The organism is Actinomycetospora sp. (genome assembly GCF_036497245.1).
GTDB lineage: Bacteria > Actinomycetota > Actinomycetes > Mycobacteriales > Pseudonocardiaceae > Actinomycetospora.
Window position 1 is genome coordinate 38,849 of record NZ_DASXJS010000170.1, and the last position, 24,779, is coordinate 63,627.

The window sequence follows — 24,779 nt, forward strand, 5'->3', positions numbered from 1 at the left end:
CAACTATTCCAGCGCGGACGCCACGTCCGCCCAGTCCGAGGGAGTGCACCGGTGAAAGCTCTGATATTGGCGGCCGGTTACGGCCAGCGGATGCGCCCGTTGACGGACCACCGCCACAAGACGCTGCTCACGATCGGCGGCCGCACGATCATCGACCGCATTCTGCACGGCCTGCGCCTGCACGGGATCAACGAAGTGTTCATCGTGACGGGGTACCGGTCCGAGGAGCTCTCCGATCACGTCAGCACGAACCATCCGGACTTCGAGTTCACGTTCATCCACAACGAGCGCTACGACAAGACGAACAACATCTTCTCGATGGCTCTCGCGTTCGAGCAGATCACGTTCGACTCCGACCTGCTCCTCATCGAGTCCGACCTGATCTACGAGCCCGCGGTGCTCGACCGGATCATGAAGAGTGCGCACGAGAACGTGGCGTTGGTCGACCGGTACCACCCGGGCATGGACGGCACCGTCGTGGCCCTCAACGAGGGCCACGTCGTCTCGCAGGTCATCCCGCCGAGCCAGCAGTCGGCTCGCTTCGACTTCAGCGACAAGTACAAGACTCTCAACATCTACAAGTTCTCCCGGGACTTCTGCGCCACCACGCTGCTCCGGCTCCTGACCACCTACGCGCGCCTGATCGACGACAACTGCTACTACGAGATGGTCCTCGGGATGCTGGTCTACATGCAGCAGGCCGAGATCCACGCGGAGGTCATCGACTCGGAGCTCTGGAGCGAGGTCGACGATCCGAGCGACCTGCGCCTGGCGGAGTTCAAGTTCAGCCCGTCCGCACGGCACGGCATCCTGGAGTCGACGTGGGGAGGGTCCTGGGACCTGGGCGTGCTCGACTTCGCGTTCATCCGGAACATGCACTTCCCGCCCCCGGCCATGCTCTCGGAACTGCGGTTCCACCTCCCGGAGCTGCTGCAGAACTACGGGTCGGCGCAGGTCGTCCTGAACACGAAGCTGTCGTGGGCGCTGCAGTGGCCGGAGCGGTACACGCACCTGCTGGGGGGCGCGTCGCAGTGCTACCCGTGGCTGCGGTCCTGGTTCGCAGGCAAGCGCGTGCTCATCCCGGAACCCACGTTCGGCGAGTACTCCCGGATCTTCCCGGAGGCCGACCGGTACGTCGACGGCCCGGGCGTGGACTGGAGCGACGTCGAGCGGAGGGCGGCCGACGCCGACGTCGTCGTGTTCGTCAACCCGAACAACCCCAGCGGCACGACCCTCGACAGCGCCCTCATCGCCGAGTTCGCGCGGTCCCGACCGGACACGACGGTGATCGTGGACGAGTCGTTCATCGAGTTCAGCGGGCAGCAGCCGCTGACGGAGATCCTCGCCGTCGAACCCCTCGACAACGTGCTCGTGATCAAGAGCCTGAGCAAGAGCCTGGGTGTGCCGGGCCTGCGGCTGGGCGCGCTGATGACCCGGAACCCGCGACTGGCCGCCCTGATCGCCGAGGAGACCCCGATCTGGGGCGTCAACTCGGTGGCGGAGAACTTCCTGACCGTCATGCTCAAGCACCGCCCCGCGCTGCACCAGTCGTTCCGGCGGACGGTGAGCGACCGGGAGGACCTCGCGGCGACGCTCGCGCGGCTGCCGATCGTCGATCAGGTGTACCCGAGCGGAGCGAACTTCCTGCTCGTGCGGCTGTCGCTGTCCGCGACCGCCACGAGCGAGCTGACGGCCCGGTTGGTCGAGAAGAAGCTCATCCACGTCAAGGACGTGTCCGCCAAGTTCGGGACCGACGAGGGCTACTGGCGTGTGGCCGTGCGGACCCCGGCGGATCACGACCGCCTCCGCGACGCCGTGCTGCACCTCGCACCCCGGCGTCGCGACCAGGTCCGGCCCGCGCCCGCCGTCCCCGCCCCTGCCGTCACCGCCCCTGCCGTCACCGCCCTCGAAGGAGTCGCGCGATGAGCCTCGACACCCCAGGTCCCACCACGGGCGTCCCGGCGCTCGCCCGCACCGAGCTGGCACCGCCCAAGAGACTCCGGACGACACTGCGCGGGAAGGCCGCGATCTACCGGAAGCTGTGGGCCGTCCCCGAGAACCGCAGGGTCTCCCCGATGATCGCCCTGACCCGCTTCACGGACCGCGCGCCGGACGTGATCCCGGTGGTCAGCGACCAGTACCGGCGCCGTCGCAGCGCGCTGTTCGAGCGCGACCTCCGGCTGCTGAACGACGTCCTCGCGGACAGCCCGCTCGCCGGGCGCTACTGGATCTGGGGCGGGATGCTCCTCGGCTGGGCCCGCGAGGGCCGGCTGCTCCCGCACGACACCGGCGACGCCGACTTCGGGTTCGACGCGGCCGACGTCGCGCTGTTCGACCAGGCCGAGGCACAACTGCTCGCGGCGGGTTTCGGACGCGGCTTCCGCTTCCACAGCCGGGCCGGGGTCTGCACCGAGCGCGTCGTGGTCCGGCACGGGTTCAAGTTCGAGTTCTTCCGGATGGAGGAGGTCGCCCCCCGGACGCACGCGTTCCACGTCTACGGGCTGGGGCGCATCGGGCCGGTCGAGGTCGTCGGACACCTGCCGAAGCAGGAGCTCGAGCCGTTCGACTTCCTCGGGCGGACGTGGATGAAGCCGCGCGACCACGAACTGCTGCTGCGCACCTGCTACGGGGACTGGCGCACGCCAGACCCGTCGTGGGACTGGTTCGACGACCTCAGCCTGGTGTCTGCCCGGGCCTGGTTGCCCGAGGCCGGCGGTGCCGTCTGAGACCACGCCACGGCAGGAGAAGGGGGACGGCATGGGTTGGCAATGGCGGACGGCGGCGGTGCTCGCCGCGGTCATGGGGCTTCTCGTGGGTGGTGTGACACTCCACGAGTCGCGGCCCCGGCCGAGCCAGGCCCTCACGGTCGGCGCCACGCTGACCCAGTACAGCGCCGACGCGTGGAATCCCCCACCGGCGACCGACCGCGCCAAGGAGATCCTGCGGCGCGTGACCGGGATGACCAACCAGCACATCATGGGCTGGGGGGTCCTGAACCCGTCGCCCGCGCCGGGCCAGCGGGACTGGGCGTCCCTGGACGCCCGGGTCCGGCTCATGGGCGACGCCGGCGTGACCCCGGTCGTCACGTTGTGCTGTGCCCCGGACTGGATGAAGGGGGGCCGTCCCGGGCAGACGGACTGGAACCGGCTCGAGGTCGCTCCCGATCGGGCGCACTTCGCCGATTTCGTCCAGCTCGCGGTCGACGTCGCGAAGCGGTACCCGCAGGTGAAGCAGTTCGTCGTGTGGAACGAGCTGAAGGGTTTCTACGACCCCGGACGCGGCCGGTGGAACATCGAGGCCTACACCGATCTGTACAACCAGGTCTACCGCGCGCTCAAGGCCTACGACCCCTCGATCTCGGTGGGCGGCCCCTACGTCCCGATGGACAGCTGGGAGGACGCGCCCGACCCGTCGTCGATCTCGGGCCCGTGGGGCACCGTGGACCAGCGCGCCCTCGACGCCGTCCAGTACTGGCTCGCCCACGCCGTCGGGGCCGACTTCCTCGCGGTCGACGGGTCCAACGGCACCAAGGACAAGGGCCTGATCACCAGCCCCGAGGCCTCGAACGCGAAGTTCGCGGCGATCACGCGGTGGCTCGTGGCGCAGGCGAACCGCCCCGGCCGACCGCCCTTGCCGGTCTGGTGGATGGAGTTGCACGCGGACGTGGCGCCGAGTGACAACGCCGCCTCGCCGTACGCCGCGGACGTGGCACTCGACGCCCTCCTGCAGGTCGGGGACGCGGGGGCCGACGCGGTCTTCCTCTGGCAGCCCGAGGCCGACCCGAGGTTCCACTCGGTCGCGCTGTGGGACTCCACCTCCTCGCCGAACGGCGGCCGGCCGGAGCCGCTCGTGGCCCGGCTGGAGGAGGTCGAGAACTCGTGGGCCGCCGGTGACCAGGTGACCTACGTGTGGCGCGACCGCCGCCTGGTCCTCACCCCGACGTCGCCGTGACCGAGCAGGCGGGCCCGGCCGCACGACCGGGGGGAGGACCGACGTGACGGGGACGCTCGCCACCGTGCGGATGCGGCTCGTGCCGCAGGACCCGATGCAGCGCAGCGCCGTCGCGCTGGCGGTCAACACCGGCGTCACGTCGGTGCTCGGGTTCCTCTACTGGATCGTCGCCGCCCGCTTCTACAGCCCGGCGGTCGTCGGCGCGTCCGCCGCCCTGATCTCGGCCATGGTGCTGATGGCGAACCTGGCGGAGCTGAACCTGTACAACACGCTCATCCGGTTCCTCCCCACCGCCGGGGCACGGAGCCGGCTCTACGCCCTGCGCGCCTACCTGGCCGTCGCCGGGGCGAGCGTCGTCGTCGCGCTCATCTCGCTTCCCTTCCTGAGCAACATCGAGCTCGTCCGTGAGGTGCTCGGGTACGGACCGGCCGGCGTCGCCCTGATGGTCGGCGCACTGCTCGTGTGGACGGTGTTCGCCCTGCAGGACAGCGTCGCGATCGGCGCTCGCGCCTCGGCGTGGGTCCCGGTCGAGAACGGCGTCTTCGGAGTCGCCAAGCTCGCGCTGCTGGTCGTGTTCGCCGTGGCTCTTCCCGGCTCCGGCGTGTTCTGGTCGTGGCTGCTGGCGATGGTCCCGGTGCTCGTGCTGATGAACCTGCTCCTGTTCGGCCGCCTGCTGCCCCGGCACGCGCGGGAGTCCGCCGGCGCGAGCGAACCGGTCTCCCGCTCGGACGTCGCCGGGTTCATGACCCTCGACAACGTGGCTCTGATCGGCGCCACGGCCGCGAACTACCTGCTCCCGATCATGGTCGTCGTCCTCGTCGGCAACGAGGCCAACGGCTACTTCTTCGTCGCGTGGGGTGTCGCCGCGGTGCTCGACGTCGCGCTCGTCAACGTGGCCAGCTCCCTCACCGTCGAGGGCGCGCGGCAGAAGGACCGACTCGCCGAGCTGGCCGTGAGTCTCGTCCGACGGATCAGCCTGATCGCCGTCCCGCTCGTGCTCCTCGTCTGCGCCGCCGCCCCGCTGATCCTCTCGCTCTACGGGGAGGCCTACGTCGTCCACTCGACCACGATGTTGCGCGTGGTCGTGCTGGCCGTGCTGCCACGCATCGTCATCGTGGTGTGGATGAGCCTGAACCGGGTCCGGCAGCGACTGGGCCGCATCCTGGCGGTGCAGTCCGTGCTCACCTGCGCGGTCCTCGGTCTGTCCTGGGTGTTCCTCCCGACCTACGGGATCGTCGCGATCGGCGTGATCCACCTCGGCGTGCAGGCAGTGGTCGCGATCGTGCTGGTCCCGACGTTCAGGTCGCGTTCGTCGGCCGGCGAGGCGGCCCGGCCGGCCTGACGCGCCATCGGGCGGGCGGGCGGGCGGTCCGGCGGGCGGACCGGTCAGGTCATCGCGCGCGGGTGGCGGCGCCCAGACGGGTGCGCACCGCGCCGTAGCCCTTCAGAGCGCGGTCAGCGGCCTCGTAGAGCGTGCGGTTGCCGACCACCACGTTGCGCAGTGTCCGCACCGGGACCCGACGGCCCCAGTGCAGGGCGGCCGCGCTCCGGCGGGTGGTGACGCGCCCCTCCCAGACCTCGAGCGCGTCGTCGGCCAGCCAGTCCTTGTAGTCCTTCTCGCCCCGGCCCAGATCGATGTAGCCGACCCCCGCCGCCGCGGCCGCCTCGGCCATGGCGACGTGCAGCAGCAGCCCGGGGGAGTACTTGGAGAACCGCGTGTCGTACGTCGGGAACCAGGTGGGGAGCACGCTCGGCGCCCGCAGGCCCACATGGCCGGCCACCAGGTCGTCCCCCGCCCAGAGCAGGGAGACCTGACCGCTGCAGCGCGGTGGCTTCATCGCCGCGAGATCGGTCACCAGCGACCGGATCCATCCCAGCGCGAACCGGTCGGTGCGCGCGGTCCGCCGATACTGCTCGGACTTCCACCGGAACAGGGTGCTCATCGCCTCGACGTCGTCCGAATGGAAGTCGAAGCGCACCGGTCCGATCTCGCGTTCGAGCCGGCGCTGCCGCCGGGGGAGATCCTTGATCCGCGACGACCGTCGGCGCGCGCCGGCGAGATAGCTGTCGAAACCGGAGCCGAGATCCATGATCGGGGACCGCGCCCGCAGCGTCGTGTACTGCTCGAAAGGCTTCTGGGCGACCACGTGGTCGAATTCCCAGACACCGATCCCGCTGAGCGCGAGAACCTCCCGCGGGTCCCAGTCGTAGCCACCCCGGTGGACCATGCCCTGCGCGTCGTTGATCAGCGCGGCCACCGGGGTCGCCTCGCCGAACCGACCGAGCTCCATGGGCAGGAAGGCGACGGTCTCGCCCCCCTCGCGGACCACGGCGACCCGGGTCCGGGGGCGGTATCTCGAGGCGGCGAGCGTGAACTCGTAGGAGAGGAACGGGCTGGCCAGGGAGGGCTCGGCGTCCTGGAACGCCCGCCAGGTCTCCTGCTCGCCTGCACCGAGTTCTCCAGGGGCCACCACGTCGACGTTCACGGGACCGCCGGACCGAGCACATCGTCGAGGGACATCGCTGATTCCCGATTCTTCACGTCGTCAGGAATGGCAAACACAGATGGTCAGGGTAGGTCGGGCACTGCGGACGGGCATCGTTAAAATCAATGATCCCGCACCCGCTCCGTGAATGATTCGTGGGTTCGTGGAGCGTCACGGATCACGGGCCGCCGATCACGCCGCTCGCTCGATCTCGTGCACAAAGTAATCATTGACGGAAGGCGTGGGAACTCGCCAAGGTAGCAGCGACTAACAGACGAGTGGTGCGGCGTCGCGCATTTCGGGCGCGAACGGCCGCCGTCGTCGATCTCCCTCAATGAGGAGGACTCCCATGTCCGGCAACTCTCCCGCGCTGGCCGCGATCGGTGAACTCCTTCGCGAGCCGAACACGGCCAAGCCGATCCTCGCTGCGGCCCGTCGTCGCCTGAGCGCCGACGTCGAGGCGTACGGGCTCCGGCGCGATCTCGAGGCCCCGCACACCCACCCGGACGCGAAGATCGCGATCACGGTCCGTCCCCTGGAGTCCAAGGACGTCCCGGCCGTCCTGGGCGCCACGGCCGAGCTCACGCCGGACGAGAAGTGGGACCGTTCCATGCGGCGCCGGCTGCTCGAGGCGAACATCGGGCTGCCGCACGTGGCGGTGACGGCGGAGGACGAGGCCTGCTACACGCAGTGGATCTTCACGTCGAAGGACAACGACGACATCCAGCGGCACTTCGAGGGCATCTTCCCTCACCTCGATGACGACATGGCCCTCCTCGAGGGTGCGTTCACGCCGGTCGCGTGGCGCGGGAAGGGCGTCATGAGCGCGGCGATGTCGCGCGTCGCGGAACGGGCCGGGACGCTCGGGCCGCGCTACGTCATCACCTTCGTCGGTCTCGACAACCCGGCCTCGCTCAAGGGCTGCAAGAAGGCCGGATTCGCGCCCTACCTCCTGCGCACGCAGCGGTTCCGGCTAGGCCGTCAGCAGGTGACGTTCGCAGCGGTCGAGGAGAACGCGCCCGGGATGCCCGTGTAGGAGCGGGGGCGGCGGGCCCACGACGCGGGCCGTGTCCGTGGTTGGCTGAGGACATGGCGCCGACGGCCCCCGCAGCGTCCGGCCGTGCTCCCCGGCGCCCGTCCGCCCAGCGGGTGGTCGCCGGGGTGACCGTCGTCGTCGTCGTCGTGGTCACCGCGCTCGTGCTGCTGCCCGACAGGCTCGGGCTCGACCGCTCGGTGCCCTTCGCGGTGCTCGCCGCCTTCCGGCCGCAACTCGTCGTGGTGACCGCGCTGGCGGCGCTGGCCATGATCGCGTGGCGGCGGGTCCGCGTCGCCGGCGTCGCCGCGCTCCTGATGTGCCTGGTGGCCGGGGCTCTCGTCGTGCCGCGGGCGGTGGCGTCCACGGTGCCCGCGCCCCACGGTCTGGAACTGACGGTGCTCTCGTTCAACGTGGACGAGGGTCGGGCGGACGTCTCGACGCTCGCGGCGACGATCCGCCGTGAGCGACCGGACGTGGTGGTCCTGCCCGAGTCGGCGGACCGGTTCAGCGCCCTGCTCGGCGAGGCGATCCCCGACCTCGGATACCGCTCCTCCGTCGCGGCGTCACCCGGAGTCGACGACGTCGACGGGACCACCGTCCTCACCGCCCCCGGTCTGGGCCCGCTCGGTTCACGGGTGATCTCGCAGGGTCGATCCGACCCGTGGCTCGAGCTGACCGGTGGCGGACTCGGGGCGGTACGCCTGGTGGCGGTGCACGTCTCCGCGCCCGTGCCACGGAAGATCCAGAGCTGGCCGCGCGAGCTGGCGCAGCTCCGGACGTGGTGCGGAGCCGGCGCCGGTCCGGCGGTGGTGGTGGGGGACTTCAACGCCACCCTCGACCACCGCGACTTCCGTGAGGGCACGCGGGGTTGCCAGGACGCCGGCGCGGCCACCGGTGAGGGGCTCACGGGCACCTGGAACGCGGCGTGGCCCTCCTGGTCCGGCGTCCAGATCGACCACGTGCTCGCCGGCGGCGGCCCGCAGCCCACCGCGCTGCGGATCCTCGACCTCCCCGGGAGCGACCACCGCGCCCTGCTCGCCCGGGTCCGCCTGTCCCCCTGATCACGGGGCCGGGGGTACGTCCGCGTCTCCGGTGTCGTCCGCGGAGCCCCTGCCACCGTGCCCGGCCCGGCGGGTGGGGTCCGTCGGCCGGAGCTGGGACGCTGAGGCGGTGAGCGGATACGGGCTGGAATCCGACGACGCCGAGGCGGCGCGGCTGCGCAGGCAGGCGGCCGGGGTGCATCTGGTCGACGCCGAGCTGTGGCCCTCGGCCGGGGTGGTGCCGGGAGCGGACGTCGTCGACCTGGGGTGTGGCCCGGCGGCGGTGATGCTGGAGCTGGCGCCGATGGTCGGGCCGCAGGGCTCCCTGACCGGTGTCGATGCCGATCCGGCGATGGTCGCGCGGGGCCGGGCCGCGGCGGAGGCGGCCGGGGCGGACACCGTCGTCGTCCGGGAGGGGCGGGCCGAGGACTCCGGCCTGCCGACGGGCTCGTTCGACGTGGCGCTGGTGCGGCTGGTGCTGATCCACAACGGCGGGCGGGAGCGGGCGATCGTCGATCATGCGGCGTCGCTGCTGCGCCCGGGCGGCCGGGTCGTGCTCTACGACCTCGACATCACGATGATCCGCGTGCAGCCGCCTGCCGCGCCGGTCTCGGAGCTGGGGGAGCGGTTCCTGGCCTACCAGGAGGCGGTGGGCAACGACCCGGGCGTCGGCCTCCGGTTGCCGGAGCTGCTCGAGGGCGCCGGGCTGTCGGTCGACGACTTCCGGGGGACGACGCGGATCGGGCGCCGGACGGCGGGGACCCGGGGACCGACGTGGGCGGCCCGTCGCGCGATGGTGGACGCGGGCGTGGCCACCGAGGACGATCTCGAGCGCTGGGAGCGGGAGTTCGCGGCCCTCGACGCACAGGACACCCAGCCCTGGATGGTGGGCTGCGTGTTCGTGGCGGTCGGGCGCCTTCCGGTGTGACACCGGGACGCGAACCGTGCGCGCGGTGGCGCTCCGCGCCCACTCCCCGCACGATCATGGGCAGCGGACGACTGGGGGAGGACGACGATGACCCTGCCGGACTTCGACGCGGCCTACCGGGGCAGCTCGATCGCCGAGGGCGTGACGACGGTGCCCTGGAACATCGGGGAGCCGCAGCCCGCGATCGCCGCGCTCGTCGACGCCGGGCGGGTCGCCTCGCCCGTGCTCGACGCGGGCTGCGGGATCGGGGCGACGACGATCGCGCTGACGCAGCGGGGGTACGAGGCGGTCGGCATCGACCTGTCCGACTCCGCCGTCGCCCGGGCCCGCGACGACGCCGCGGCCGCCGGGCTCGGCCCCGAGTTCGCCGTCGCCGACGTCTCGACGTTCACCGGGTACGACGGCCGGTTCGCGACGGTGATCGACTCGACGCTCTTCCACTCGATGCCGGTCGAGGCCCGCCCCGGGTACGCCGCGTCGACGGCGCGGGCGTCCCGGCCCGGCGCGACGCTGATCGTGCTGGCCTTCGACGTCAGCGCGCCGTTCCCGGAGGAGGTCCGGCCGAACTGTGTGACCGCGGCAGAGCTCGCCGCGGCCGTCGCCCCGCACTGGACGGTGGACTCGGTCGAACCGTCGACGATCCGCGCGTTCACCCCACCGGACTGGGGCGAGCTGCCCGAGGACGACGCCGGCCGTCGCGTCTTCCCGGCGCACCTGCTCCTGGCGCACCGCGGCTGACCCGACCGGAGAGCCGGACCCGCGTCCTGTCCTCCCGGCACGGCCTCCCGGTCTATCGGGAGGCGGCCGCCAGGTCGTCGGGGGCCTCCCGGTGTCCTTCCAGTAGCGGCGATTGCGACAGCAGAATCACCCCGGCGACGAGCAGGGCTGCGCCGAGGGCGGCCCCGGCCAACCACCAGCCGTGCCGGACCTGTTCCTGGAAGAGCCCGATACCCCAGATGGTGGCGATCAGGGGATTGGCCAGGGTGATCCCGGGCTGGGACGCGATCAGGCGTCCGGCCTGCAGGGCGTTCTGCAGCAGGAAGAACCCGCACACGCCCACCGCCAGGAACACCCAGGTCTGCCAGGTCGACACCACGTCGCCCAGCCCGGCGGATGCGGCCGCGGTGACCGGCTTCACCAGGACCGCGTCGAGACCGGCCGACAGCCCGGCCGCGACCCCGGCCAGCGCCGTGGCCACCGCGGGGCGGCTCGTCGACCGCACCCCGATCAACGAGCCGACGATCACCCCGACGCTGAGCGCCAGTCCCACCAGCCAGGTGGCCAGGCCGGCCGAGCCGGAGTTCCCGCCTGCCGGTGCCAGCGTCAGCAGCAGCGTGGTGACCCCGACGGTCATCGCCGCGAGCGCCGACCACTCGCGCGTGCGGAGGTGTCCACCGAGCAGGGCCGCGGAGAGGATCAGGGTGCAGGGCAGCTCCATGATCACCACCAGCTGCACGAGCGACACCGGACCGTTCGCGATCGCGGCGATCTGCAGGGCGAACGACGCGACGACGGCCCCGATGCCCGCGGCCCACACCGGCCGGTGACGGATCAGCAGCCAGAGCAGCGGCAACGAGAACCCCGACCGCGGCGGCTCCGCCTCGGTGGCCTTGCGCAGCAGCACCAGCCCCAACGCGCCGACGACCGCAGCGGCCAGCACGAGGGGGATCACCAGCAGCACAACGCCATTGTCCTTTCCCGGACCGCGGTCGGCTCGCCGGGACCCCGCTCAGCTCGGGCGGCCGTGCCGGGGCGCGCCCTCGGGCGCGTGACCCCCCTGCGCCCCCGCGAACTGCCGCGGAGGTCCTGACGGCGTCGGCCGGGCCTGGGCGGCGGGGCGCACCGGGAGACCGTCCGCCGCGGCGGCGTGGGCCCGGGGGCGCCGGGGACCCGACCCCGCGGGGGCGTGCGTCCGGGGCAGGACCGGAGCGGTCGTGGAGACCGAGTCGGGGACGGACGCCGCCGCTACCGGCACCCCCGCTGCGGGCGAACGGTCGAGCGGGAGCTGCGCGTCGTCGGCCGCGCTCGACGCGCCGTCGGTGGTCCCCTCCACCTGGGCCTGGAGCAGGTCCCGGATCTGAGCGAGGAGCTCGACGTCCGTGGCCTGGGCGGGACCGGACTCCTCACCGCGCAGCCGCCGGGCCTGGATCGCCTTCATCGGGGCGACCACCAGGAAGTAGACGACCGCGGCCGTGATGAGGAACGTGATCGTCTCGTTGATGAAGCTGGCGTAGTCGAACACCACGCCGTCGACGCGGATGGTGCCGGCGAACTGGCCGCCCCCGGGGGAGAGCAGCTGGATCAGCGGCTTGAGGAACGCCGTCGTGAACGCGGTGACCACGCCGGTGAACGCCGCTCCGATGACGACGGCGACCGCCAGGTCGATCACGTTGCCGCGGAGCAGGAAATCCTTGAAGCCTTTGAACATATGACGAGTCCTCGGGGAGCGCCCGCGACGAGACGTGATCACGACGGGACTGGTGCTGGGGAGCGGACGTACTCGGACCACGCTAGGGAGAACCGCGACGGGTGACCGACGGCGAACGGTGCGTGACGACGGGCCGAGGTGTGGCTGCGGTGGGCGGGAACGACCAGTTCCTGCCTCCGCAGCGGGCACGGCGAGCGAGCACCGCGGCGAGGTCGGCGGTGCGACGAACGCGCTCGTCCGTCTGCCTGCGAGCATCGCCGGACGACGGACGTCTCAGGACACGCGCCGCTCGCCGATGCCCCTACCGGTGCCCCCGTACCACCGGCATCCCGAATCGGACCGCGGTCGAGGATGATCGTGTGTCGGTGCGGGTACGGACACGGGAGTCGTGACGGACGGACGGAGGTCGGCGTGCTGAGGTTCCTGGTCCTGCTCGGGGCCGCGATCGGGATCCTCGTCCTGGGTTCGGCCGCGATCTGGATGGTGCAGCGGATGCGCCAGGGCGCCTCGCAGCGGGCGCGGCGGACCTCGGCGGCCCGACGACGGGTCGCGAACGCCGCGGAGCGCGCCGACCTCGCCACGAGCACGATCTCGGTGCCCGACCGGTTCGGCGCGCTCGGGACCGAGGGTGTCCTGCAGCTGACCGCCGAGCCGCAGCCCGGGGACCTCTCGGCCTCGGTGGTCGCCCCGGCCCCGCCGTTCGACCTGACCGCGCCCGGTGCCGCGGACGCGCTGCAGGACTGGGAGGCCGCCACCGTTCCCCGGCGGCGCACGCTCATGATCCGCGGCTATCTGGCGCACCCGATACCCCGGGTGCGGGCCGAGGCGCTGGACCTGATCGGCACGTTGGGCAGCGAGGACGCCCGCGCGGCGAACCACCTGGCGGTGCTGCTGCGCGACGACTCCGAGCCGGTGCGGCGCAAGGCGGCGACGATGGCGTGGGCCGGCGGGGTCGACGGCGTCGTCGACGCGCTGCGCGAGGAGCCCGCCGCGGACGCCGCCGAACGGGCCCACGCCGAGCTGGTCATGCGCGCTCCGCCCGGGCGCGAGGCACCGGCCCTGCGCTGAGCCGCCCCGCTCAGCCCAGCCAGACCCGCCCAGCTCCGCCCAGCTCAGGTGCAGGTGCAGGTGCGGAACATCGCCACAGATCTGTCGACGGTCGGGTGGCCCGACGAACGCTTCGATGCTCCGCCGCGTCCTGCACCCGTTCACGTAGATCCCCTGCTCACCGCCCGGGGTCGTCGGGGCGGTGACGGATCCCGGGTCGTGTGACGTCTCAGCGGCGTGTCCGGACCCACAGGTCTGTACACCGATGAGCGGCGCGGCATCGGTTCAGAAGCGGCGCTGTCTTTGCGACCATGCCGCGCCGTGGTGCATCGCGTTGATCGTCCTCGTCCCGACCCTCGGCGCGGGGCGCTGCCCACTCCCAGTCGCCGGACGCTGGCCGCGACGGGCATCGCGGTGACCCTCGCGGTCGTCGTCGTCGGGGTCTCCCAGCTCGAGGACACCCCCGGTCCGGGGCCGCCACCGCCACCCGCGGCGGCGGCCCCGAAGGTCGATCTCCGCTGGGTGGTCGACCCGTCGGGGACGGAGCAGGTCTCCGACGTCGTCGGGCCTGCCGCGGCCGGGGGCGACACGCTGCCGCGGTTCGGGGTCGCGGGGACCGACCTCGGACACATGTTCATGGTGGGGAACCGGATCGCGATCGCGTTCGGCGACACCTACGGCGGACCGCCGTCCCCCGGGCGCTTCTTCCAGGTCGCCCACCCCGACTGGCGCAGCAACGTGCTGGGCTGGATCGACCCGCCCGCCTCGCCGCGCGACGGGTTCGCGCTGAACGACATGGTCACCGACCGGCCCGGCCACGCCGCCGAGCTGCTGCACTCCCGCAAGCAGAACGGCGTCGAGTGGACCGTCATCCCGACGTACGGCATCGCGGACGGCAACCGGATGTACCTGCACTACATGTCGGTGCGCAACGACTTCACGAAGCCGGGCGTGTGGCCGCTGAACTTCTCGGGGGTGGCGACCTCGGACGACGGCGGGCGGACCTGGACGAGGCCGAAGGACGCGATCTGGCCGGGCGACACCCGATTCGGTCAGGTCGCCTACGTTCGCCCGGGTGGGGCCGACGACCCGCAGGCCCCGGACCCGCCCCACGCTCCCGGCGTGCCCCGCTTCTCGGCGACCCTCTCGTCGGTCTTCCCCGACAACCCCTACTCGAAGACGTACCCGAACCCCCGCGACGGCGTCGTCTACGTCTACGGGATCCCGGGTGGGCGCTACGGCGACATCTCTCTGGCCGCCGTCCCGCCCGACAAGCTGCTCGACCGCTCGGCGTACCGGTACTGGACGGGTCAGGCGTGGTCGAGCGACGAGAACGACGCCGAACCCGTGAGCAAGGGTCCCGCGGGCGAGCTCTCGGTGCGGTGGAACTCGTACTACCGCACCTGGATGATGATGTACCTCGTCGACAGCACGGGGCAGGTCGTCCTGCGCACCGCCCCGTCGGCGACCGGCCCCTGGAGCGAGCCGCAGGTCGTCACCACCACCAAGGACCACCCGCTGGGCTATGCGCCGTACCTGACCCCGCGCTGGAACGACGGGCCCGACATCTGGTTCACGCTCTCGACGTACCGGAACTACCGGGTGTTCCTGATGCACACGCAGCTGCACTCCCAGCCGGCCGACCAGCCGCTGCCGAAGGACGTCCAAGCCGCGACCCCGCCTCGACGTCCGTCCTGAGGGCGACCGGCGTAGACTGTGGTGTGGATCACAGTCAATGACGTCTGGAGTCCCCGCGATGAGCGAGAACAGCAAGTCCGGCCAGAAGGCCCGCCCCACCGAGCACGACCGTGGCCTGGCCGAGGGCGCCCGCCTGTGGGCCCGTGAGCAGGGGCTCCCGGTCCCGGCGCGCGGCGAGGTCCCGCGGACGATCATCCGTCAGTACCGGCAGCGCACCGCCCCGAACTGAGTTCTTGCGGACGCCGGGGCGCCTGCGGGTCGGCATGATCACCGGGTACTCATCGGGCTCGTCCGGCTTCCCGAGCCTGATGCGTACCCGGTGATCAAGCGCCACCGGACCGTCCGGCGCTCGCGATCACCGGCGCGGACCTGAGCCGATCACCGGCCGGCCGATCCGGGGGAACCGATCGGGCGTCGGCGGGCTCCACACTGATGTGGAGACACCGACACGGTCGACCCGTTCACCGTTCCGGGGTTCGACGGCGGTCCGAGCCGGCCTGATCACCTGGGACCGGCTCCTCGGCCCGGACTTCCGCCGTCTGCGGCCGGACGTCTACGTCGGTGCGGCCACCGAGGTCGACACCAGGGTCCGCGTCGAGGCGCTGAGTGTGTGGAGCCGGGGACGCGGGGTGGTGGCCGGACCGCTGGCGGCCCTCGCCTTCGGCGCCGAGTGCCCCTGGGAGGACGCCGAGATCGTCATTCCGCGGCACTGTCGGGTGCCGCCCGCCGAGGTGACCGTCCGGACCGGCGCCCTGGGTGACGGGGAGATCGCGACGAGGTTCGGCTGCCGGATCACGAGCCCGCTGCGCACGGCGTTCGACCTCGCGCGCCGGGAACCGCTGGTCGAGGCCGTCGCGGCGGTCGACTCGCTCGCCCACGTCAGCGGGTTCACCGCGGAGCGGCTCCGACCGCTCGCCCTCGAGCATCCGCGGGCGCGCGGGATCGTGGCGGCGCGGAGGGTGATCGGGCTGATGGACGGGCGAGCCGAGTCGTTGCCGGAGTCCCGCCTGCGGGTCGGGCTCCTCGAGCGGGACGTGCCCCCGGGTGTGCCGCAGTTCCGGGTCTCGCTGCTCACCGGCAAGGGTGTCCGGCTGGATCTCGCCTGGCCGCATCGGCGACTCGCCCTCGAGTTCAACGGCCCCGAGCACCGCACCATCACCGGTCAGAACCGCGATGCGTTCCGCACGGGCCGTCTCGACGACCTCGGCTGGGAGATCCTGCCCGTCACCTCGGCGATGGTGCTCGACCCGGTCGCCTTCGACGAGCTGGCCGCCCGGGTCCTCCGCAAGCTCCGGTGATCACGCCACCGCCCGGCCCTGGGCCGCCGTCGGGACGGACTACCCGCGGGCCAGCGAGCGCAGCAGCATCGCCTCGGCGAGCACGCACCGGGAGAACATCCCCAGGTGCAGGCTCTCGTCGACGCCGTGCCAGCGGCTCGCGGGGTCGCCGACGCCCGTGACCAGCACCGACGCCCCGGGGAAGCTCCTCGCGAACTCGGCGATGAACGGGACCGTTCCGCCCATCCCGACCTCGACGGCCGCGTTGCCGAACGCGGCCGTGAGCGCCTCGCGGGCGAGGTCGTACACGGTGCCGACCGCGTCGAGGGCGAACGGCTCCCCGGAGGCGTGCAGGGACACGTCGAGCCGGACGCCCCACGGCGCGACCCGCCGCAGGTGCTCGGTGATCGCGGCGACCGCCGCGGCCGAGTCCTGTCCCGGGGCGAGACGCGTACTGACCATCGCCCGGGCCCGGGGGAGCAGGATGTTCGCCGCGCCGTCGACGGGAGGCGCGTCGATCCCGAGCACCGCGATCGCCGGCTTGTGGGTGAGCCGCTCGGTGATCGTCCCGGTGCCGAGCAGGTCGACGCCGTCGAGCAGGCCCGCGTCGCCGCGGAACGTGGCCTCGTCGATGTCGGGGGCCTCCGACGAGCCGGTGACCAGCCCGGCGACGGCGACGTCGCCCTTGTCGTCGTGCAGGCTCGCGAGCAGTCGGCACAGCGCGGTCAGGGCGTCTCCCGCGGGGCCGCCCCACATCCCGGAGTGCACCGCGCGCTCGAGCATCGAGACCTTGACGACGATGTTCGCCAGACCCCGCAGGCTGGTGGTGACCGCGGGGACGTCGACGGCGGGGTTGGCGGCGTCGGCGATGACGATGACGTCGGCGGCCAAGGCATCGCGGTGCTCGGCGAGCAGTGCGGACAGGGTCGGCGACCCCGATTCCTCCTCGCCCTCGACGAAGAGCGTGACGCCCACCGGCGGCCGGCCGTCGAACGCCCGCAGCGTGGCGAGGTGCGTCATCACCCCCGCCTTGTCGTCCGCGGCGCCGCGGCCGTACAACCGACCCTCGTGCTCGCGCGGTTCGAACGGCGCGGAGGTCCAGAGCTCGTCGCCGCCGGTCGGTTGGACGTCGTGGTGGGCGTAGAGCAGCACGGTGGGTGTCGGGCGGGCGGGATCGTGGCTCTGCGCCGGCCAGTGCGCGACGACGGCGGGTGCGCCGCCCTCGGCGGCGAGCACCTCGACGTCCGCCGCCCCGGCCTCGCGGGCCAGGGTCGCGACCGCGTCGGCGCACCGGCGGGTGTCCTCGGCGTGCGCCGGGTCGGCCCAGACGCTCGGGATACGGACGAGCGCCTCGAGATCGGTCCGTGCTCCGGGCAGGACCGCCTCCACGGCGCGGCGGAGATCCTCGGGTGGCTCGGGCGTCGTCGATGCGGCCATGGGCGCGAGCCTAGGCACTCGGGCGAAGCGAGCCGGCGCCGTCGTCGGCCCGATCGGACCCTGCTTGCGACCGAGTCACGGTGACTCGGTCGGGCCGCGGTCATTCCGGCCGGACGAGGTCAGCACCGCGACGTCGCTCCGCTGTCGAGGACGCGGTGCCAGGATCGACAGTCCGCTGCAGCCGACGCGAGGAGAGCACTGTCATGATCGCGAACGAGTCCGCCGCGGACGAGTACCGGGAGATCGCCGGCCGGTTCACCGGCCTCGTCGAGGCGGTGCCCGACGACGCGGTGTGGGAGCGCCCGTCCCCGGTGCCGGAGTGGACCGCGCGCGACGTCGTGCGCCACCTCGTGGAGTGGTTCCCGGGGTTCCTCGCCGGCGGCGCGGGCGTGACGCTGCCGCAGGGTCCGGGCGTCGACGACGACCCGGCCGCCGCCTGGCGCACCATGAGCGACGGCGTGCAGGCCGTTCTCGACGACCCGGCGTACGCCCAGCGGCTCCTGGTCAATCCGCACATCGGCGAGGTCCCGCTGCCTGATGCGATCTCGCGGTTCTTCACCGCCGACGTGTTCATGCACACCTGGGACCTCGCCCGCGCGACCGGCGCGAACGAGACCCTCGACCCGCAGCGGTGCGCGGTGATGCTGGACGGGATGCTCCCGCTCGACGAGCTGCTGCGCTCCAGCGGTCAGTTCGGAGCGGCCGTCGAGGTCCCCGACGACGCCGACGCCACGACCCGGCTGATGGCGTTCATCGGCCGCGACCCCCGTTGAGGGTCATGCGGCGAGCTCGACCGCCGCCCGCAGCACCCCGCGCAGGTCGGCGGCCATCACCGCGCTCGTGTGGTGCTCCACGACCCACCGGCGGGCGGCCTCGCCCATCGCGCGGGCCCGCTGCGGGTCGGCGAGGAGCTCGCCGACCGCATCGGCCATCGCGTCGGGATCCTCCGGGTCGACGAGCAGCCCACGGACCCCGTGCTCGATCAGTGCCTCCATCGGTGGCGTTCTCGTCACCACGACCGGCCGGGCGCTCGCGGCGGCCTCGAGCACCACCGTGGAGCCGCTGCCCCGCATGGTGGGGACCAGCGCGACGGCGACGACCGTGGCGCGCCCGTACATCGCGCGCACATCGCCCTCCATGCGCCGCGGGTGCAGCGTGCCGAGTGCGGCCGGGACGCGGACGTCCCGCTGCGTCGTGCCGAGCTCGAGACGGACCGGGACCCCGCTCGCCTGCAGTCGGGCGACGGCGTCGACGAGCACGGGATGGTCGCGGAAACGGTCGTCGCCGACGCTCGCGACGACCGGTCCCGCGTCCGCCCACGGCTGCGCGGGGAAGAAGTCGGTGTCGATGCCCAGCCGGACGGAGTGGACCCGCTCCGGGTCGAGGTCCCAGGCGTCGACCAGGTCCTCGCCGATGGAGTCGGCCAGGACCACGACCCCGGACAGCCGGTGCAACGCGTGTCCGACGGTCGCTCGGGCGCCCGCCGAGTACGTCTCCGGCCGACCCGCCCACACGATGTTCGACACCACCGGCGGGCCACCGGGCGCGAGGGCCGCGGGGAAGCCGGTGTGCTCGCTCATGCAGAGCACGGCGTCCGGGGTCCATCGATCCCGCGAGAGCATCTCCGCCGCGGTGGCCACCACCTCGAACCCGTCGAGGCGGTTGCGCACCTTGCGGGCCACCCACGCCGCCCCCGACGAGTGCAGCGGGTGGCGGAACTCCACCTCGACGTCCGGGTCGTCGGCGAGGTGGTGCAACCCGTACGGCGTGCGGTCCGGGATCTCGTCGCGGGCGTGCGCTTCCTCGTGCTCGTCGACGTCCAGCTGCTCCGGGAGCTCGACCCGAACCTTCATCGTGGTCAACCCCTGGTGCGGTTCCGCGGGACTGACGACGATAACAGCGGGATCATGAACCGAAGAACGTGTCGCCGGCATTGGCGATGAATGGTCGGAAACGTCCGACGACGGATCATTCGCGCGCCGGTCGAAGAATGGGGGTCAGGCTCCCGTGAAGGAGCGGTGCGCGGCGTGGAGCTGGGTCGAGAAGAGGGCGACCTGCGGGTCGTCGGCCGACCACTTCGCCATGTCCTGCGTCGCGTGATCGTCCCCGTGGGCGCTCAGGACGTGCAGGTCCACGAGCGCGTCGAACCAGCCCGGCCGCTGCGGCTGCTCACTCGTCCAGTCCGTCCCGGTCTCGATGTCCCAGGGGCTACCGATCATGGTCACCAGTCCTTCGTTCCGGGCGTACGGACGGCCGGAAGTATGACGACTGATCAGCGCGCAACCTTGTGGTGCGCACCACAGTCTCGGGCAGTGATCGGTTCAGGCACGGGGAGCGACCGACCCGGATGAGGCAGCGTGGTCGATCGGAACCGCGCGCAGCTCACCGCCCGGCTCGCCGAGATCGACTCCGTCGCGGGTCTCGGTCGGGACACCCATCTCGACACTTCGATGATCCACGACCGAACTGACAGCACTCACCGGTACCGTCACAAAATGTGACTGACGGTTGATGAAAACACGATCGCGTCCTTCGTTTGCGAGAAATTCTTACTCTGTGCTGCTAAGTTTGGCTCGAAGTTCTTGTTCGAGGCCTGGCCCATATGCCCCGGACGAGTTGAGGGGGGACGACCGGGCTGAGGCCCTCGAGGGAGACTCGATGGCGGAACGACTCCAGCGTCTGCGGGCCGATCGGTACCTGATCGACGCGGGGATCGCGTACGTGGCACGGATCGAGCGGACCCGCGTGGCGGCGCGACGGGCACGGAGCACCCAGCGGGTGGTCCTGAACCTGGCGGCGGTGCTCGCCGTCGTGATCGCGGCCCTCACGGTGCTCGTCCGGGCGGGCCTGCCGGACCCCGCGCCCGCGGCCGTGTTCCTGATGGCCGGTGTCGCGTCGTCGGCGGGGAGCGCGGCGGCCCTCATGATCATGTTTGCGGCCCGCCTCACGGGCGACTCGCGGGTGCTCTGGGCGGGGCTGACCCTCGGCTGGTACAGCCTGGTGGCGATCCCCATCTCGACCGTCAGCGGTCTCGACCGGGAGCAGGAGACCATCGCGGCGGCCGGGATCGTGCTGGTCCACGGGGTGGCGACGGTGTTGTGGTTGGTCGTCCTGGCGGCCCCGGGTCTGCCGACGGCCCCTGCGGTGGTCCGGGGATTCCTGGTGGCGGTGGCCGCACTCGTCCTCGGGGCGGTGGTGTGGGCGGCCGCGGCTCCGGCCGGTGCCGAGTCCGCGGCAGGCGCCTGGCCGGTGTGGGTGGTGTACGCGCTGGTCTGGATCGCCGGCGCGCTGGCCGTGGTCGCCTGGGCGACCGTCAGGAGGATCCCCGGCCTCGGGGCGATCGGGACCGGGCTCGCGATGCTGGGAGCCCTCCAGGCCGGGCGGTTCGTGGACCCGACGGCGTCCCGCGTGGAGATGTCGCTCTTCGCGGGGCTGCGCCTGGCCGCCGTCGTCCTCGTGCTCTGGGGGAGCCTGCGGCTCGTGCGACGGGCGCTCCTGAAGCTCGACGACGATCAGGCCGCGCAGGAGGAGGAGCTGCGACTCGCGGAGCTGCGGTTGGCCCGCGCCGCCGAACGCGACCATGACCTGCGCAACGGGCTCGCCGGTCTGGCCGGCGCCACGGCCGTCCTCGGAGGCGGGGCGGGAACCGGACACCTCAGCCGTGTCGTCGCCGGCGAGCTGCGCCGACTCGACGTCATGCTGCAGGTGCCGAGCCGGGACGACCGTCGTGGCGATCTCGAGGTCTACCCCGTCGGGCCGGCGCTCGAGGGGCTGGTGATGCTGCGTCGCAGCGCCGGGATGGACGTGCGCGCCGATGTCGAGCCCGCCCTGCACGCGGTCGGGTCCCCGCGCACGCTCGCTCAGGTCGTCACCAACCTGTTGGCCAATGCCGAGCGGCATGCCCCGGGCAGTCCCGTCCGGATCACCGCGGCGCCCCAGGAGGGCCGGGTCGAGATCCGGATCCGTGATTTCGGACCCGGCATCCCGGTCGGGCGTGAGCTGACTGTGTTCGAGCCGGGAGTGTGCGACGAGCAGGCCGGCGGCACGGGCCTCGGGCTGCACCTGAGCCGGACGCTGCTCATGGCCGAGGGCGCCACGATCGACATCCTCTCCGCCGTCCGGGGTGCACCCGGCTGCGTGGTGGTGATCGGACTTCCGGTGGTCGAGCGCGCGCGCCCGGGTCGCGAGCGGGACGAGTGCCGCGCCGCCTCATGACGCGTGCGGATCCGGCCCCTCGCGGGCAGTACCCCGTCGTGGTGATCGACGACCACGAGCTGTTCAGCACCGCATTGACCATGGCCCTGCGCGGCGAGGGGCTCGACACCTCGACCGTTCCCGTCGACGAGATCGACCGGCTCCTGGAAGGTCCGGGGGCCGAGACCGGCCTGGTGGTGCTCGACCTCGACCTCGGCCGCGACTCCGAGGGCGCCTACCGGCACGGGGCCGATTTCGTCGGGCGCCTCCGCGAACGGAACTGGGCGGTGCTCGTGGTCAGCGGCAGCGTCGACGAGCCGGGGGTGGCCGCCGCCATCGCCGGCGGGGCGATCGGCTCGGTGCCCAAGTCCAGTTCCTTCGACGTGCTGCTGCGCACGATCGTCACCGCCGCGCGGGGCGAGCCGGTGATGACCGAGGTGGAGCACCGGGAATGGGTGGACCTCCACCGTCACTACCTCGCGCGCGAGCGCGAGCTCTCGCGCCGCCTCGCGCGGCTCAGCCGGCGGGAGCGCGAGGTGCTCGAGCTGCTCGCGGAAGGGCAGCGCGCGGCCGCCATCGCCGAGCGTCTCGTCGTCAGCATGCCGACCGTCCGCACCCAGATCCGGTCGGTCCTGACCAAGCTCGAGGTCAGCTCGCAGCTCGAGGCGGTCGCCCTGCTGCGCCAGCAGCCGGACAGTGGGCGCGGCGCCTGACGCGCCCGTCAGCCCCGGACGACGATCACCGTGCACGCAGCGTGCACCACGCAGTTGAGGCCGACCGACCCGATGAGGTGGCTCGCGACGCCGCCGCGTCCGCGATGTCCCACGACGAGCACGTCGGCGTCCTTGGAGAGCCGCTGCAGCACCGCGGACGGCGGACCGGAGTAGACCTCGACCTCGGTGGCGGGCACCGCGAGGCCACGGTCACGGCGGGACTGCACCGCGAGCTCGGCGATCCGGGCCGCCTCCTTCCGCGCGTCGGCCTGCAGATCGCTGGTCGGGGGCACGATGCCCTCGGCGGTGATCCAGACGTACGGGGGCTCGAAGGCCATCACCGCACGCACGGAGCCACCGCGCCGCACGGCCTCGTCGAGCGCGTAGTCGAGGGCGAGGGCGGCGCCCTCGGAGTCGTCGATCCCGACGAGCACCCGCTCGCCGGTCGCCGGGCCCTGCGCGGTCTCGGTCACGGTCTGCTCCTCCCGCTCCGGCCGACCCCGGGGATCCGGAGCGGCGCGCTGCTCTTTCACCTCGACTTTACGACTGCGTGCTCCGCTGACGGCTGCTCGTTGCTCACAGCGTGTCGGGATGGCACTCAGCAGCTCGGCGTGCTCTGGAGGGACCGGTCGGAGTTGCTCACGTAGTAGCTGGTGACGTAGCCGCCCGCGGGGCGGTTGATCCGGTACCAGACGGAGTGCCCGGACACGGCCTCGCCGCGGGTCCAGCAGCGCACGTCGACGCCGGTGCCCGGCTCGCCGAGCGTGCCGGTGACGGAGGCGGAGGTCGACGGGCCGGAGCGCACGTGCAGGCCCGGCACCGTCGTGCGCCCGCACCCGGCGAGCAGGAGGGCGAGGCCGCACCCGGACAGCGCGAGAACCATCAGGCGTCGCCGTCGGGGGTCACGCGTACACACCCTCGAGTCCTGGTCGAGTGACACCCGAGCGTGTACCCCGGGTCACGCAAGGTCATGCCCTCACGCCGAGCGCAGATCCCCACGTGGTGAGGTGGTGGCCGTGGGCGTGACGGGACGGCGGGTACTGGCGGCGGTGCTCGTGGCGGCGGCGATCGCGTGGCTCCCGCTGAACCAGCCGGTGGAGGGTCCGAAGCTGCTGGTGCTATCCCGCAATCACGCCGTGACGACCGCGGACCTGCTCTCGGTCGTGCTCGTGCTGGTGGCGCTCTGGCTCATGTGGAGCACGAGGCGCCGGTAGGGGGCGGCCCCGACGGCAGCGTGCGGCCGTGCAGTTCCCAGCCGGACCCGAGCCGACGCTGCCACCGCAGCGGCCCCTCCTGCTCCCAGGGGGCCTGCTTCCGCATGAGGATCTCCCAGGCGTATCCCTGCTCGTCCCACCACGTCCGGAGTGCCCGCCACATGCGCGTCCTCTGAGCCATGTCCGTCATCGTCGAGCGTGGCAGCACGGCGAACGAGTGGCAGGAACGTCACCTTCGGATACATTGCTGCCATGCACGTCGTCGCCGCTCCCGTCACCGACCACGCGCCGATGTTCGAGCTGTCGACCATCGTGGAGATCTTCGGCAGCGGGCGCGCCGCGTCGATGGGCATCCCCTGGTACGACCTGCGGGTCTGCGCGGGCGAGCCGGGCCCGGTGCACCTCGGGGAGTGGGGTGTGCTCGACACGCGCCACGGCCTGGAGGCCCTCGAGATCGCCGACACCGTCGTCGTGCCGCCCCCGCACGACGAGCGGCGCTCGTTCCCGCCGGAGCTCCTCGAGGGGCTCCGGCGTGCCCACCGGCGAGGCGCGCGGATCGCCTCGATCTGTACTGGCGCCTTCATCCTGGCCGCCGCGGGGCTGCTCGACGGCAGGCCCGCGATCACCCACTGGAGCTCGCTCGACGATCTCGCGCGGCGCCACCCGGCGGTGCGCGTCCAGCCGGCGGTGCTCTACACCGACGACGGCGACGTCCTCACCTCCGCGGGCTCGGCCGCCGGTCTCGATCTCTGTCTGCACCTGGTGCGCCTCGACCACGGCGCCCGGGTGGCCGGGACCGCCGCGCGCTGGAGCGTCGTGCCTCCGCACCGCGACGGCGGGCAGGCCCAGTACGTACCCGCGCCGGTCACCGAGCCGTCGTCCTCGCCGTTCGGTGCCTCGCTGGACTGGGCCCGCGAGCGGCTGGACCGGCCCGTGGAGGTGCGGGACTGGGCGCACGCGGCGGGCACGAGCCCGCGGACGTTCGCGCGTCGTTTCCGCGACGCCACCGGGGAGACGCCGCTGCAGTGGCTCGCCGCGGAACGGGTGCGCCGCGCCCAGGAGCTGCTCGAAGGCACCGACCTGCCCGTGGAGGCGGTGGCCGCGCGCTGCGGCTTCGTCACGGCCGCCGGTCTGCGCAAGCACTTCGGTCGCCGCGTGGGGACGACGCCCCAGCAGTACCGACGGACGTTCCGGGCCGCCCACGACGACGATCGGGTCGCGAGCTGATAGGCCGTTCGCCGCTCGTTCGCGACCATTGACCGCATATGGCGGTCGCAGTCGGATGCATGTACGCCTCATCGGGGGATGTCATGGCGACTGTTCGAGTGAC

At 72.4% G+C, this 24,779-nt stretch carries 25 protein-coding genes and 1 pseudogene; 17 read left to right on the forward strand and 9 right to left on the reverse strand.

The genetic code is table 11. From position 1 onward, the window contains the following. The first annotated feature begins 51 nt into the window (after positions 1-51). Genes VGI02_RS18260 through VGI02_RS18275 form a run of 4 tightly spaced genes read left to right on the forward strand, consistent with a single transcriptional unit; the run spans position 52 to position 5,293 of the window. On the forward strand, positions 52-1,926 hold the full coding sequence (locus tag VGI02_RS18260) for an aminotransferase class I/II-fold pyridoxal phosphate-dependent enzyme (RefSeq protein ID WP_331629419.1): 1,875 nt from the start codon (positions 52-54) through the stop codon (positions 1,924-1,926). Then, a complete protein-coding gene (locus VGI02_RS18265) occupies positions 1,923-2,726 on the forward strand; it encodes a LicD family protein (RefSeq protein WP_331629421.1) in 804 nt (267 codons plus the stop codon). The genes VGI02_RS18260 and VGI02_RS18265 overlap by 4 nt, the downstream gene beginning before the upstream one ends. Before the next feature lie 31 nt (positions 2,727-2,757). Next, entirely contained in the window at positions 2,758-3,951 is a 1,194-nt protein-coding gene (locus VGI02_RS18270) for a hypothetical protein (protein WP_331629423.1), read from the forward strand. Between the two features lie 43 nt (positions 3,952-3,994). Beyond that, positions 3,995-5,293 (forward strand): lipopolysaccharide biosynthesis protein, encoded by a 1,299-nt coding sequence (locus VGI02_RS18275; protein ID WP_331629425.1) that lies wholly within the window; start codon positions 3,995-3,997, stop codon positions 5,291-5,293. Positions 5,294-5,342: 49 nt separating this feature from the next. Here the strand turns inward: VGI02_RS18275 and VGI02_RS18280 are convergent, their stop codons facing one another. Beyond that, a complete protein-coding gene (locus VGI02_RS18280; RefSeq protein WP_331629427.1) occupies positions 5,343-6,422 on the reverse strand; it encodes a GNAT family N-acetyltransferase in 1,080 nt (359 codons plus the stop codon). Between the two features lie 364 nt (positions 6,423-6,786). On the opposite strand from VGI02_RS18280, the gene VGI02_RS18285 reads away from it, so the two are divergent. The 4 genes from VGI02_RS18285 to VGI02_RS18300 all read left to right on the forward strand — a co-directional run bounded on the left by VGI02_RS18285 (position 6,787) and on the right by VGI02_RS18300 (position 10,179). After that, positions 6,787-7,473 carry a GNAT family N-acetyltransferase gene (locus tag VGI02_RS18285; protein ID WP_331629429.1) on the forward strand — a complete coding sequence of 229 codons (687 nt, stop codon included), beginning with the start codon at positions 6,787-6,789 and terminating at the stop codon, positions 7,471-7,473. A gap of 53 nt (positions 7,474-7,526) precedes the next feature. After that, entirely contained in the window at positions 7,527-8,534 is a 1,008-nt protein-coding gene (locus tag VGI02_RS18290) for an endonuclease/exonuclease/phosphatase family protein (RefSeq protein WP_331629431.1), read from the forward strand. A gap of 109 nt (positions 8,535-8,643) precedes the next feature. Beyond that, positions 8,644-9,441: a methyltransferase domain-containing protein gene (locus tag VGI02_RS18295; protein ID WP_331629433.1), complete on the forward strand. Its 798-nt coding sequence runs from the start codon at positions 8,644-8,646 to the stop codon at positions 9,439-9,441. Between the two features lie 87 nt (positions 9,442-9,528). Beyond that, positions 9,529-10,179 carry a class I SAM-dependent methyltransferase gene (locus VGI02_RS18300; protein WP_331629435.1) on the forward strand — a complete coding sequence of 217 codons (651 nt, stop codon included), beginning with the start codon at positions 9,529-9,531 and terminating at the stop codon, positions 10,177-10,179. A gap of 52 nt (positions 10,180-10,231) precedes the next feature. Here the strand turns inward: VGI02_RS18300 and VGI02_RS18305 are convergent, their stop codons facing one another. Next, positions 10,232-11,122 carry a DMT family transporter gene (locus VGI02_RS18305; RefSeq protein WP_331629437.1) on the reverse strand — a complete coding sequence of 297 codons (891 nt, stop codon included), beginning with the start codon at positions 11,120-11,122 and terminating at the stop codon, positions 10,232-10,234. A gap of 357 nt (positions 11,123-11,479) precedes the next feature. Further along, a pseudogene (gene mscL / locus VGI02_RS18310) lies at positions 11,480-11,869 on the reverse strand (large conductance mechanosensitive channel protein MscL); the annotation flags it as partial. A 411-nt stretch (positions 11,870-12,280) separates the two neighbouring features. Between mscL and VGI02_RS18315 the strand changes: the two are divergent. The 4 genes from VGI02_RS18315 to VGI02_RS18330 all read left to right on the forward strand — a co-directional run bounded on the left by VGI02_RS18315 (position 12,281) and on the right by VGI02_RS18330 (position 15,912). After that, entirely contained in the window at positions 12,281-12,937 is a 657-nt protein-coding gene (locus tag VGI02_RS18315) for a HEAT repeat domain-containing protein (protein ID WP_331629439.1), read from the forward strand. A 393-nt stretch (positions 12,938-13,330) separates the two neighbouring features. Further along, positions 13,331-14,614 carry a glycoside hydrolase family 183 protein gene (locus VGI02_RS18320; protein ID WP_331629441.1) on the forward strand — a complete coding sequence of 428 codons (1,284 nt, stop codon included), beginning with the start codon at positions 13,331-13,333 and terminating at the stop codon, positions 14,612-14,614. A 58-nt stretch (positions 14,615-14,672) separates the two neighbouring features. Continuing rightward, on the forward strand, positions 14,673-14,843 hold the full coding sequence (locus VGI02_RS18325) for an Lsr2 family DNA-binding protein (RefSeq protein WP_331629443.1): 171 nt from the start codon (positions 14,673-14,675) through the stop codon (positions 14,841-14,843). A gap of 205 nt (positions 14,844-15,048) precedes the next feature. Continuing rightward, entirely contained in the window at positions 15,049-15,912 is an 864-nt protein-coding gene (locus VGI02_RS18330) for a type IV toxin-antitoxin system AbiEi family antitoxin (protein ID WP_331629445.1), read from the forward strand. A 39-nt stretch (positions 15,913-15,951) separates the two neighbouring features. Here VGI02_RS18330 and VGI02_RS18335 read toward each other — a convergent pair whose 3' ends face one another. After that, a complete protein-coding gene (locus VGI02_RS18335) occupies positions 15,952-17,328 on the reverse strand; it encodes a dipeptidase (protein WP_331629447.1) in 1,377 nt (458 codons plus the stop codon). Positions 17,329-17,531: 203 nt separating this feature from the next. Between VGI02_RS18335 and VGI02_RS18340 the strand changes: the two genes are divergently transcribed. Beyond that, positions 17,532-18,101 carry a TIGR03086 family metal-binding protein gene (locus tag VGI02_RS18340; RefSeq protein WP_331629449.1) on the forward strand — a complete coding sequence of 190 codons (570 nt, stop codon included), beginning with the start codon at positions 17,532-17,534 and terminating at the stop codon, positions 18,099-18,101. Between the two features lie 3 nt (positions 18,102-18,104). On the opposite strand, the gene VGI02_RS18345 is transcribed toward VGI02_RS18340, so the two are convergent. Together VGI02_RS18345 and VGI02_RS18350 are read right to left on the reverse strand one after the other, a co-directional pair. Further along, positions 18,105-19,181: a glycosyltransferase family 4 protein gene (locus VGI02_RS18345; RefSeq protein WP_331629451.1), complete on the reverse strand. Its 1,077-nt coding sequence runs from the start codon at positions 19,179-19,181 to the stop codon at positions 18,105-18,107. 144 nt (positions 19,182-19,325) lie between these two features. Continuing rightward, positions 19,326-19,547 (reverse strand): hypothetical protein, encoded by a 222-nt coding sequence (locus VGI02_RS18350; RefSeq protein ID WP_331629453.1) that lies wholly within the window; start codon positions 19,545-19,547, stop codon positions 19,326-19,328. 439 nt (positions 19,548-19,986) lie between these two features. On the opposite strand from VGI02_RS18350, the gene VGI02_RS18355 reads away from it, so the two are divergent. Both VGI02_RS18355 and VGI02_RS18360 read left to right on the forward strand, forming a co-directional pair. Next, a complete protein-coding gene (locus VGI02_RS18355) occupies positions 19,987-21,543 on the forward strand; it encodes a sensor histidine kinase (RefSeq protein ID WP_331629455.1) in 1,557 nt (518 codons plus the stop codon). Next, a complete protein-coding gene (locus VGI02_RS18360) occupies positions 21,540-22,235 on the forward strand; it encodes a LuxR C-terminal-related transcriptional regulator (RefSeq protein ID WP_331629457.1) in 696 nt (231 codons plus the stop codon). Before VGI02_RS18355 ends, VGI02_RS18360 begins: the two co-directional genes overlap by 4 nt. A gap of 8 nt (positions 22,236-22,243) precedes the next feature. Here VGI02_RS18360 and VGI02_RS18365 read toward each other — a convergent pair whose 3' ends face one another. Then, the gene (locus tag VGI02_RS18365; RefSeq protein ID WP_331629459.1) at positions 22,244-22,708 is read right to left on the reverse strand and encodes a universal stress protein; all 465 of its coding nucleotides are present in this window, start codon (positions 22,706-22,708) and stop codon (positions 22,244-22,246) included. A 125-nt stretch (positions 22,709-22,833) separates the two neighbouring features. Next, on the reverse strand, positions 22,834-23,118 hold the full coding sequence (locus tag VGI02_RS18370; protein WP_331629461.1) for an SH3 domain-containing protein: 285 nt from the start codon (positions 23,116-23,118) through the stop codon (positions 22,834-22,836). Positions 23,119-23,251: 133 nt separating this feature from the next. Here VGI02_RS18370 and VGI02_RS18375 point away from each other — a divergent pair, with 133 nt between their 5' ends. Then, complete coding sequence (locus VGI02_RS18375; RefSeq protein WP_331629463.1) at positions 23,252-23,449, forward strand: hypothetical protein; 198 nt, start codon at positions 23,252-23,254, stop codon at positions 23,447-23,449. Here the strand turns inward: VGI02_RS18375 and VGI02_RS18380 are convergent. Next, positions 23,424-23,630 (reverse strand): hypothetical protein, encoded by a 207-nt coding sequence (locus VGI02_RS18380; RefSeq protein WP_331629465.1) that lies wholly within the window; start codon positions 23,628-23,630, stop codon positions 23,424-23,426. The two genes, VGI02_RS18375 and VGI02_RS18380, sit on opposite strands and share 26 nt — an antisense overlap. Positions 23,631-23,701: 71 nt before the next feature. Between VGI02_RS18380 and VGI02_RS18385 the strand changes: the two genes are divergently transcribed. Further along, positions 23,702-24,676 (forward strand): helix-turn-helix domain-containing protein, encoded by a 975-nt coding sequence (locus tag VGI02_RS18385; protein ID WP_331629467.1) that lies wholly within the window; start codon positions 23,702-23,704, stop codon positions 24,674-24,676. Positions 24,677-24,779 lie beyond the last annotated feature (103 nt).

What these genes read in the sequence shown, in the direction of transcription:
- VGI02_RS18285 (WP_331629429.1), top strand. Translation starts at nt 6,787, where the DNA reads ATGTCCGGCAACTCTCCCGCGCTGGCCGCGATCGGTGAACTCCTTCGC.
- VGI02_RS18360 (WP_331629457.1), top strand. Translation starts at nt 21,540, where the DNA reads ATGACGCGTGCGGATCCGGCCCCTCGCGGGCAGTACCCCGTCGTGGTG.
- VGI02_RS18355 (WP_331629455.1), top strand. Translation starts at nt 19,987, where the DNA reads ATGGCGGAACGACTCCAGCGTCTGCGGGCCGATCGGTACCTGATCGAC.
- VGI02_RS18300 (WP_331629435.1), top strand. Translation starts at nt 9,529, where the DNA reads ATGACCCTGCCGGACTTCGACGCGGCCTACCGGGGCAGCTCGATCGCC.
- VGI02_RS18340 (WP_331629449.1), top strand. Translation starts at nt 17,532, where the DNA reads ATGATCGCGAACGAGTCCGCCGCGGACGAGTACCGGGAGATCGCCGGC.
- VGI02_RS18350 (WP_331629453.1), bottom strand. Translation starts at nt 19,547, where the DNA reads ATGATCGGTAGCCCCTGGGACATCGAGACCGGGACGGACTGGACGAGT.
- VGI02_RS18265 (WP_331629421.1), top strand. Translation starts at nt 1,923, where the DNA reads ATGAGCCTCGACACCCCAGGTCCCACCACGGGCGTCCCGGCGCTCGCC.
- VGI02_RS18335 (WP_331629447.1), bottom strand. Translation starts at nt 17,328, where the DNA reads ATGGCCGCATCGACGACGCCCGAGCCACCCGAGGATCTCCGCCGCGCC.
- VGI02_RS18325 (WP_331629443.1), top strand. Translation starts at nt 14,673, where the DNA reads ATGAGCGAGAACAGCAAGTCCGGCCAGAAGGCCCGCCCCACCGAGCAC.
- VGI02_RS18385 (WP_331629467.1), top strand. Translation starts at nt 23,702, where the DNA reads ATGCACGTCGTCGCCGCTCCCGTCACCGACCACGCGCCGATGTTCGAG.
- VGI02_RS18345 (WP_331629451.1), bottom strand. Translation starts at nt 19,181, where the DNA reads ATGAAGGTTCGGGTCGAGCTCCCGGAGCAGCTGGACGTCGACGAGCAC.
- VGI02_RS18270 (WP_331629423.1), top strand. Translation starts at nt 2,758, where the DNA reads ATGGGTTGGCAATGGCGGACGGCGGCGGTGCTCGCCGCGGTCATGGGG.
- VGI02_RS18370 (WP_331629461.1), bottom strand. Translation starts at nt 23,118, where the DNA reads ATGGTTCTCGCGCTGTCCGGGTGCGGCCTCGCCCTCCTGCTCGCCGGG.
- VGI02_RS18290 (WP_331629431.1), top strand. Translation starts at nt 7,527, where the DNA reads ATGGCGCCGACGGCCCCCGCAGCGTCCGGCCGTGCTCCCCGGCGCCCG.
- VGI02_RS18380 (WP_331629465.1), bottom strand. Translation starts at nt 23,630, where the DNA reads ATGGCTCAGAGGACGCGCATGTGGCGGGCACTCCGGACGTGGTGGGAC.